Origin of the sequence: Streptomyces sp. NPDC005576 (assembly GCF_042871745.1) — a bacterium.
Taxonomy (GTDB): Bacteria; Actinomycetota; Actinomycetes; order Streptomycetales; family Streptomycetaceae; genus Streptomyces.
Window position 1 is genome coordinate 37,265 of record NZ_JBIAJC010000028.1, and the last position, 9,074, is coordinate 46,338.

A 9,074-nucleotide genomic window follows, 5' to 3' on the forward strand; every position below is an offset into this window, starting at 1 on the left:
CCGTCCGAACTCCTCAAGGCATCCCTCATGATAATCGCGCACCCCGCAACGCCCGTGCCCGATCCGGAAGCTGGCGGGCACCTGGCCGAGCTGCCCGCCGCTCCGGAGCTTCCCATGGACCGGCCCCGTCCGACCCGGCGCGAACACCGGCCCGGCTCCGTCCCCTTCACCGTCCCCGCCGCCGCAACGGCCGCGCTGAACCAGCTGGCCGAGGCCTGCGGGGCGGACCTCCCCGCGGCGGCCTTCGCTCTCTACCTGGCACTGCTGCACCGGTACGGCGGGCAGTCCGAGTTCACGGTCGAGGTCGCGGACGGCTCCGGATCGGCCACGCCCGTCAGCGTCGAGGCCGGAGGCAACTTCCGCGAGCTGGTCCGCTCGGCGGGCACCCGGCTCGCGCAGGCCGCGCAGTCCGGCGACGCCGCACCGGCGCACCTGTGGCCTGGCTTCTCCTGTCTGTCCGCGCCGCGTGCCGCGCCCGAGGCCACGTACTGCGACCTGGACCTGCAACTCTCATGGTGCAACGGCGAACTGACCGGGCAGCTGGTGTTCGCGACAGACGTCCTCGATGCCTCCACCGCCCGCCGCGCGGTGGACCACCTGCTCCGGCTCCTCAAAGGCGCGACGGCCGATCCGGACCGAGCGGTGGCCGAACTGCCCCTGCTCACCACCGAGGAGGAGCGCACCATCGCCGCGCTGAACGACGTGGCGGGCGAGCCGGCCGGCCCGAGCTTCCACCGGCTCTTCGAGGACCAGGTACGCCGCACCCCCGAGGCGGTCGCGGTCCGGTCCGAGGGCACCTCTCTCAGCTACCGCGAGCTCAACTCGCGTGCCAACCAGCTGGCCCACCTGCTCCGCGAGGTCGGCGTCGGCCCTGAGGTGACCGTGGGCCTCTGCGCCGATCGCGACGTACGGCTGATGGTCGCCGTGCTGGGCATCCTCAAAGCGGGCGGCGCGTACGTACCGGTGGACCCCAACGACCCCGTCGAGCGGCGGGAGGGCATCCTGGGCGACGCAGCCGTGCACGCCGTGGTGGCGACGGCACCGCTCGACACCGGGCATCGGGTGATCGAGCTCGATGCTGAGTGGCAGGTGCTGGCAGGCCGCCCGGCGGAGAACCCGCCCCCCGAGCACTCGGCCTGCGGGGACGCCGCGTACCTGCTCTACACCTCCGGCTCCACCGGCAAGCCCAAGGGCGTCGTGATCGAGCACAGCCAGCTCGTCGCCTACACCCGTGCCATCGTACGGCGGCTCGGCATCGACAGGCCGCTCAGCTTCGCGATGGTGCAGCCGCTGACCGTGGACTCCAGCGTCACCGCCTTCGCCCCGCCGCTGTGCACGGGCGGCGAAGTACAGCTGATCTCGCGGGACGTCGTACTGGACGCCGGGAAGCTGGCCGACTGGGTGCAGACCTGGAGGGTCGACTGCCTGAAGATCGCCCCCTCGCACCTGCGCGCCCTGCAGTCCTCCCCGCGCTTCGCCGAGCTCCTGCCGCGCCGCCTGCTGGTCATCGGCGGCGAGGCGTCCGACTGGCGCTGGCTGCGCGCCCTGCAGCGCCTCGTCCCCCACTGCCGGGTCTTCAACCACTACGGCCCGACCGAGACCACCGTCGGCGTGCTGACCCTCGCCGTGGCCGACCATCCGGAAGCGAAGTGGGAGACCGCGCCGATCGGCGCGCCACTCCCGGGGACCCAGGCCCACGTCGTGGACCCCGAAGGCCGCCCCACGCCCGTCGGCGTGGCCGGGGAACTGCTGATCGGCGGTGCCACCCTCGCCCGCGGCTACCACCGCCGCGACGACCTCACCGCCGCTGCATTCGTCCCCGACACCCTCGGCGGCGGGCCCGGCTCCCGCCTCTACCGCACCGGCGACATCGTCCGCCGCCTGGCCGACGGCACGATCGCTTTCCTCGGCCGGCGCGACGACCAGATCAAGGTCCGCGGCTTCCGGGTCGCGCTGGGAGAGATCGAGGCCGTGCTGAAGAGCCATCCCACTGTGCGCCACGCCATCGCCGTCGTACGCGAGGACGTGGCTGGCGACCGGCGGGTGGTCGCCTACGTCGAGCCGCACGACACCGGGACCGCCACCGCCGAGCTGGAGGGCCACCTGCGGGAACGGCTCTCCCCCCACATGGTGCCGCAGGCGCTGGTGATGCTCGACCGGCTGCCGCTCAGCGGGCACGGCAAGGTCGACCGGAGCAGGCTGCCCCGGCCCGTGGAACCCGCCACCGCACCGCTGCAACCGCGGAACGAGCTTGAGCGGCTGGTGGCCCAGGTGTGGCAGGAGCTCTTCCGCACCGAGGCGGTCGGCACCGACCAGAACTTCTTCGACCTGGGCGGCCACTCCCTGCTCATGGTCGAGCTGCACCACCGGCTCCAGATGGCGATTGGCCGGGAAATCGAACTGCTCGACCTGTTCCAGCACACCACCGTCCGAGCCCAGGCCGACCTGCTCTCGCAGCAGAAGCAGGGCACAGCCCCTGGCACCGCCCGCGGCAGAGGAGCTCAACAGAACGCCCTGCTCAGGCGCCGTCAGCAGCAGTTGCAAGCGAAGCGAGGTCACCATGAGTGAGCACTCCCCCGAAGTCGATCCCGCCATGGGCGTCCGGCCCGGCCCCGAGCCCGCCGACGGCTTCGCCGAGTACGAAGACGGCCTCGACATCGCCATCGTCGGCATGGCCGGCCGCTTCCCCGGCGCCCGTACGGTCGATGAGTACTGGAGCAACCTCAAGGCGGGCGTCTCCTCCCTCACCCGCTTCGGCGAGGAGGAACTCGCGGCGCGCGGCGTCGACGCCGCCACCCTGGCCGATCCGAACTTCGTCGGCGCGAGCTACGTCATGGCCGACAGCGAGAAGTTCGACGCCGCCTTCTTCGGCTACTCCCCGCGCGAGGCCGAGCTCATGGACCCGCAGCACCGGGTACTGCTCGAATGCGCCTGGGCGGCACTGGAGAGCTCCGGGTACGACGCCGAACGCCACGACGGCCTCGTCGGCGTCTACGCGGGCGCCGGCAACAACACCTACCTGATCCACAACATCGCCACCCAACCCGGCGCCGCGCAGATCCTCGGCGACAAGCAGACGGTGATCGGCAACCGGCCGGACTTCCTCGCCAGCCGCGTCTCCTACAAGCTCGGGCTGGAGGGCCCCGCCCTCAACATCCAGTCCGCCTGCTCCACCTCGCTGGCCTCCGTGGTCGAGGCATGCCAGGCGCTGCTGGCCTACCAGTGCGATACCGCGCTGGCCGGCGGCGTCGCCATCGACGGGTCCAGGAACAAGGGCTACGTCTACCGCCCGGACGGCATCTTCTCGCCGGACGGCCACTGCCGTACCTTCGACGCCCGCGCCCAGGGCACGGTTGGCGGCGACGGCGTCGGCATGGTGGTACTCAAGCGCCTCAAGGACGCGATCACCGACAACGACCACATCCATGCGGTCATCAAGGGCTCGGCGCTCAACAACGACGGCTCCCGGCGGGCCGGCTTCAGCGCGCCCAGCGCGGCCACTCAGGCCGCCGTCATCTCCACGGCGCTGGCCAACGCGGACGTCCCCATCGAGAGCATCGGCTACATCGAGCTACACGGGACGGCCACCATCCTCGGGGACCCGATCGAGTTCTCCGCGCTGGCCTCGGCCTACTCCGGGGTCCCGGAGCACAGCTGCGCCCTCGGATCCGTCAAGACCAACATCGGCCACCTCGACTCGGCCGCAGGCGTCGCGGGCCTGATCAAGGCAGTGCTGGCAGTCGAGCACGGGCAGCTTCCGCCCACCCTGCACTTCGAGAAGCCCAACCCGCGCATCGCCCTGGACGGCAGTCCGTTCTACGTCAACACCGAGCTGCTGTCCTGGCCCGAGGGCGACGGCCCGCGCCGCGCAGGGGTCAGCTCCTTCGGGCTCGGCGGCACCAATGCCCACGTCATTCTCGAACAGGCCCCGCAGGTGCCGCGCGAACCCCGGCTGGCCGACGGCACCGAGCAGCTGCTGGTGCTCTCCGCCAAGAGCCCGGAGGCCCTGGAGGCGGCCACCGACCAGCTGCACGACCATCTCCGTGCCCACCCCGACCTCGAACTCGCCGATGTCGCCTTCACCCTCCAGCGAGGCCGCCGGGCCTTCCCGTACCGGCGCACGCTGGTCGCCGGCAGCAGCGAGGAAGCGGTGGCGGCGCTCGACGCCCGCGACGACGGACGGCTGCTGACCGGGACCGCGCCCAAGGCCGCGCACCGTCCTGTGGCGTTCATGTTCACCGGGTTCGGCACCCAGTTCCCCGGCATGGCCCGCGAGCTCCACGCCCAGGAGGCCGCGTTCAGGTCCGCCCTGGACGAGTGCGCCGAGCTGCTGCTGCCGCTGCTCGGCACGGACATCCGCGAGTTCCTGCTCGCCGCCGGCGAGTCCGCGGCCGCGCCCGAGCAGCCGTTCGACTTCCGCAGGCTGCTGCTTCAGCCGGAGCGCAGCGGACACCCGCTGGACCAGCCCCTCTTCGGGTACCCTGCGGTGTTCGCCCTGGAGTACGCCCTCGTCAAGCTCTGGGCCGCCTGGGGCGTCGAGTCCGAGATGATGATCGGCCACAGCCTGGGCGAATACGTCGCCGCCTGCGTGGCCGGGGTCTTCTCGCTGCCCGACGCCCTGCGCCTGGTCGTGGAGCGCGCGCGGCTGATCGAGGAGCAGGGCGAGGGCGCGATGCTCGCCGTACCGCTCTCCGAGGAAGCCGCCGCGAGGTACACGGACGAAGACGTCTGCCTCGCCGCGGTCAACGGCCCCCTGACCTGTGTGCTCTCCGGCACCGTCGAGGGCATCGAGCGGGTGGCCGGCGAGCTGCTGGCCGCGGATGTCGCCACCCGCCGGCTGACCACCCGCTTCGCCTTCCACTCCCCCATGATGGAGCCGGTCGTCGAGCGGTACGCAGAACTGGTCCGCTCGGTCCCGCTGAACGCTCCGGCCGTGCCGTTCATCTCCAACCTGACCGGCACATGGATCACCGAGGACGAGGCCACCAGCCCCGAGTACTGGGCCCGGCACGTCCGGGAGAGCGTTCGGTTCGCGGACGGCCTGGCCACCCTGTGGTCCGTCCCGGACATTGCGATCGTTGAGATCGGCCCCGCACCGACGCTAACCCCCGGCGCCCTCCAGCACCCCGCCGCCGCCGGCACCGACCGGGTCGTCGTCCCCTCCCTGGCCGACGCCATGCTCGGGCAGAGCGCCCGCACCGCACTCCTGCGCGCCGCTGGCCGCCTCTGGCTGGCCGGACGGGAGCGCCCCTTTCCCGCCCCGGCCGGCGCCAGGCGGGTCCCGCTCCCCACGTACCCCTTCGAACGGCGCACCTACTGGCTCGCGCCCGGCACCGCCCAGCCCGGCGGCGGATCGGCCCAGCAGCGGCGCGGCGACCTGCCCCAGTGGTTCTACACACCGTCCTGGCAGCGGCTGGCGGGCGCACCCCGGTACGCCGACGCCGACCTGGCCGCGGAGCGCTGGCTCGTCTTCGCCGACGAGACCGGGGTGGGCCGCCGCCTCGCCGACCGCCTCGAGGCCCTCGGCGCCACCGTGCGTGTGGTCTCCTGCGGGGCTGGCTGGCACCGGGAGGGCGAGCGCGAGTATGTCCTTGACCCCGCCCGCGCGGAACACTTCGGCCGGCTCGCCGAGGCGCTGCGCGCCGAGGGGCCGCTGCCCGGCCGGGTCGTGCACTGCTGGAGCCTCGGCGACGACGCGGACCGGGCCGCGGCGCCCGAGGACGTGCGGGCCCTGCTGCACCGCTCCTTCGACAGCCTCGTCCACTGGGCCCAGGCCGTCGAAGCCGAACTCATGACCCAGCAGCAGCGCTGGGATGTGTTGTCCTCCGAGGTCCATTCAGTCCTCGGCGACGAACCGCTCTGCCCTCCGAAGGCCGCCGTCCAGGGCCTGTGCCGGGTGCTGCCTCAGGAGTACCCCACGCTCGGCTGCGTCCAGTTCGACCTCCGCATCGAGGGCCCGCAGTCCGTGCCCGGGCTGGTCGAACTGCTGCTGGCAGACCTCTCTGCCCCGCCGGGCGAGCGCACGATCGCGCTGCGCGGCCGGCACCGCTGGGCGCCCGCGTACGCAGCCGGTGAGCCGCCTGCACGAGACGCCTCACCGGTCCGCGATGGCGGGGTGTACCTGCTTACCGGCGGCCTCGGGAAAATCGGCCTGCTCATGGCCCGCGCCCTCGCGGACCGGGCGAAGGTGCGCCTGGTGCTGCTCGGGCGGACGGGCCTGCCGCCCCGGGAGGAATGGGCCGATCCGCATCACCCGGAAGCCATCCGGTCGGCGGTCCGCGCCGTCCAGGAGATCGAGGCCCTCGGGTCCGAGGTACTGGTGACCGCCACGGACGTCTCCGACCGCGCTGCCATGCTCGGCTTGAAGGCGCGCATCCTGGAGGAGTTCGGGCCGATCGACGGCGTGCTTCACTGCGCCGGCACGACCGGCAAGGCGGCCCACCGGGAAGTCTCGGTCCTGGGCGAGGAGGAGGCATCCTGGCACTTCGGGCCCAAGCTATACGGCACGCAGGTGCTGCACGAGGTGCTCGCCGACCAGCGGTTGGACTTCGCCCTCATCTGCTCCTCGATCGCCTCGCTGCTCGGCGGACTCGGCTTCGGCGCCTACGCTGCCGCGAACGCCGTGCTCGACGCCTTCGCCCAGAAGCACCACAGCGCGGACCTGCCCTGGACCAGCGTCAACTGGGAGGCCTGGTACTTCTCCTCCGAGGACCGGGCGGATTCCGAGCTCGGGGCCGCCGTACGCGACCTGGCGCTCACCCCGGCCGAGGGGCGGCAGGTCTTCGACGCCCTGCTCGACGCGGCGCCGCAAGCGCAGATCATCACCTCAACGGGTGACCTGGCGCTGCGCCAGGAGCTGTGGTCCGACCCGTCCGCCGAGGCGGCGACGCCCGTCACCCGGCACGAGCGGCCCAACCTGCGGAACCCGTTCGTCGCACCGAGCGGAGAGACCGAACACCGGGTGGCGGAGATCTGGCAGGAGCTGCTCGGCGTGGAGAGCGTCGGCGCCCAGGACAACTTCTTCGAGCTGGGCGGCAGTTCCCTGCTCGGTCTCCAGGTCGTCCACCGACTGCGTCAGGGGCTGAGCGTGGCTGTACCGCTGACCATCGTGTACGAGGGCCCCACCGTGCGTACCCTCGGCGCTCTCGTCGACGCCCTCCGGGCGGCCCGGTGATGGCGGCGCGTGGCGGTGTTGCGATCGTCGGGATGGCGGGGCGCTTCCCCGGCGCGGGGGACCTGGCGGAGTTCTGGTCGAACCTGCGCGACGGTATGGAGTCGATCCTTCCGCTCACCGACGAGGAACTGACGGCGGCCGGGGTGCCGGCCGAAGTCTACGAGCAGCCGAACTACGTCAAGGCCGCGCCGGCCTTCACCGGCAGCGACCTGTTCGACGCAGAGTTCTTCGGGTACACCGCCCGCGAGGCCGAGGTGATGGACCCGCAGCACCGGCTCTTCCTGGAGACCGCATGGCAGGCGCTGGAGCACTCCGGCCACGATGCCGAGCAGTACGACGGCAGCATCGGCGTGTTCGGCGGTGCGGGGGCCAACCGTTACGTCCAGCACGTCTACTCGCACCAGCAGATCGTGGACACCCTGGGCCAGACCCAGATCCTGGTGGCGAACGAGCTCGGCTTCCTGGCCTCCCGGGTGTCGTACAAGCTAGACCTGAAGGGCCCTGCGGTCTCGCTGCGCGCCGCCTGCTCGACCGCACTGCTCGCCGCCCACGCGGCCTGCCGCAGCCTGCTCGCCGGGGAGTGCGACCTCGCTCTGGCGGGCGGTGTCCACGTCGACCCGAACCCGGGCACGGGATACCTGCACCAGGACGGGTCCTTCGTCTCTCCGGACGGGCACGTCCGCCCGTTCGACGCGGATGCCCGGGGCACGGTCTTCGGCACGGGCGTCGGCATGGTGGTGCTGAAGCGGGTGGAGGACGCGCTGGCGGACGGCGACACCATCCACGCCGTGATCAGGGGTTCGGCCATCAACAACGACGGCGGAGTCAAGGTCGGCTTCACCGCCCCTAGCGTCACCGGTCAGGCCGCCGTCATCTCGGCCGCGCTCCGCAGCGCGGGCCTGACCCCCGAGGACATCGACTACATCGAGGCACACGGAACGGGTACATCGCTGGGTGACCCGATCGAGGTGCAGGCGTTGTCGCGGGCGTTCGGCGGTACCGGCTCCTGTGCTCTGGGATCGGTCAAGGGCAACATCGGCCACCTCGACGCCGCCGCCGGCATCGCAGGCCTGATCAAAACCACCCTCGCCCTCGAACACGAACTCCTGCCCCCCTCACTGAACTACCAGCGAGACAACCCCGACATCGACTTCACCAACAGCCCCTTCCACGTCCAAGCCCACGCCACCCCATGGCCCCGCACCCCCGGCCACACCCGCCGCGCTGGCATCAGCGCCTTCGGCTTCGGCGGCAGCAACGCCCACATCATCCTCGAAGAAGCCCCCCTCACCCCGCCCTCACCACCCAGCACCCGCCCCACCGAAACCCTCATCCTCTCCGCCCGCACCCCCCAAGCACTCGAAGAAGCCACCGACCAACTCGCCACCCACCTGCGCCGCGCCCAGCCCAACCTCGCCGACGCCGCCTATACCCTCGCCACCGGACGCCGCGCCTTCCCCCACCGCCGCACCGTCACCGGCACCACACCCGACACCATCGCCACAGCCCTGGAAACCCGCAACCCCACCCACGTCACCACCAGCCACACCACCCGCGACACCACACCACTGATCTACCTCTTCAGCGGCCAAGGCTCACAACACACCCGCATGGCCCACGACCTCTACCAACACGAACCCGCATTCCGCAGCACCGTCGACGAATGCGCCGAACTCCTCACCCCCCACCTCGGCGAAGACATCCGCACCATCGTCTTCACCGACGACCCCCGACTCGACCAGACCCAATGGGCCCAACCCGCCCTCTTCACCATCGAATACGCCCTCGCCCAACTCTGGAAAACCTGGGGCATCACCCCCACCGCCATGCTCGGCCACAGCCTCGGCGAATGGACCGCCGCCTGCCTCGCCGGCGTCTTCACCCTCCCCGACGCCCTCCG

General features: G+C 71.7%; 3 protein-coding genes. All 3 read left to right on the plus strand.

The genetic code is table 11. The features are described 5' to 3' along the window. Nucleotides 1-27: 27 nt before the first annotated feature. Complete coding sequence (locus ACFYPN_RS32205) at nucleotides 28-2,568, plus strand: amino acid adenylation domain-containing protein (RefSeq protein WP_389303247.1); 2,541 nt, start codon at nucleotides 28-30, stop codon at nucleotides 2,566-2,568. Next, on the plus strand, nucleotides 2,561-7,174 hold the full coding sequence (locus ACFYPN_RS32210; protein ID WP_389303249.1) for an SDR family NAD(P)-dependent oxidoreductase: 4,614 nt from the start codon (nucleotides 2,561-2,563) through the stop codon (nucleotides 7,172-7,174). The genes ACFYPN_RS32205 and ACFYPN_RS32210 overlap by 8 nt, the downstream gene beginning before the upstream one ends. Nucleotides 7,175-7,206: 32 nt before the next feature. Beyond that, nucleotides 7,207-9,074, plus strand: a 1,868-nt coding sequence (locus ACFYPN_RS32215) for a type I polyketide synthase (protein WP_389303252.1), incomplete at its 3' end; no start/stop codon positions are given.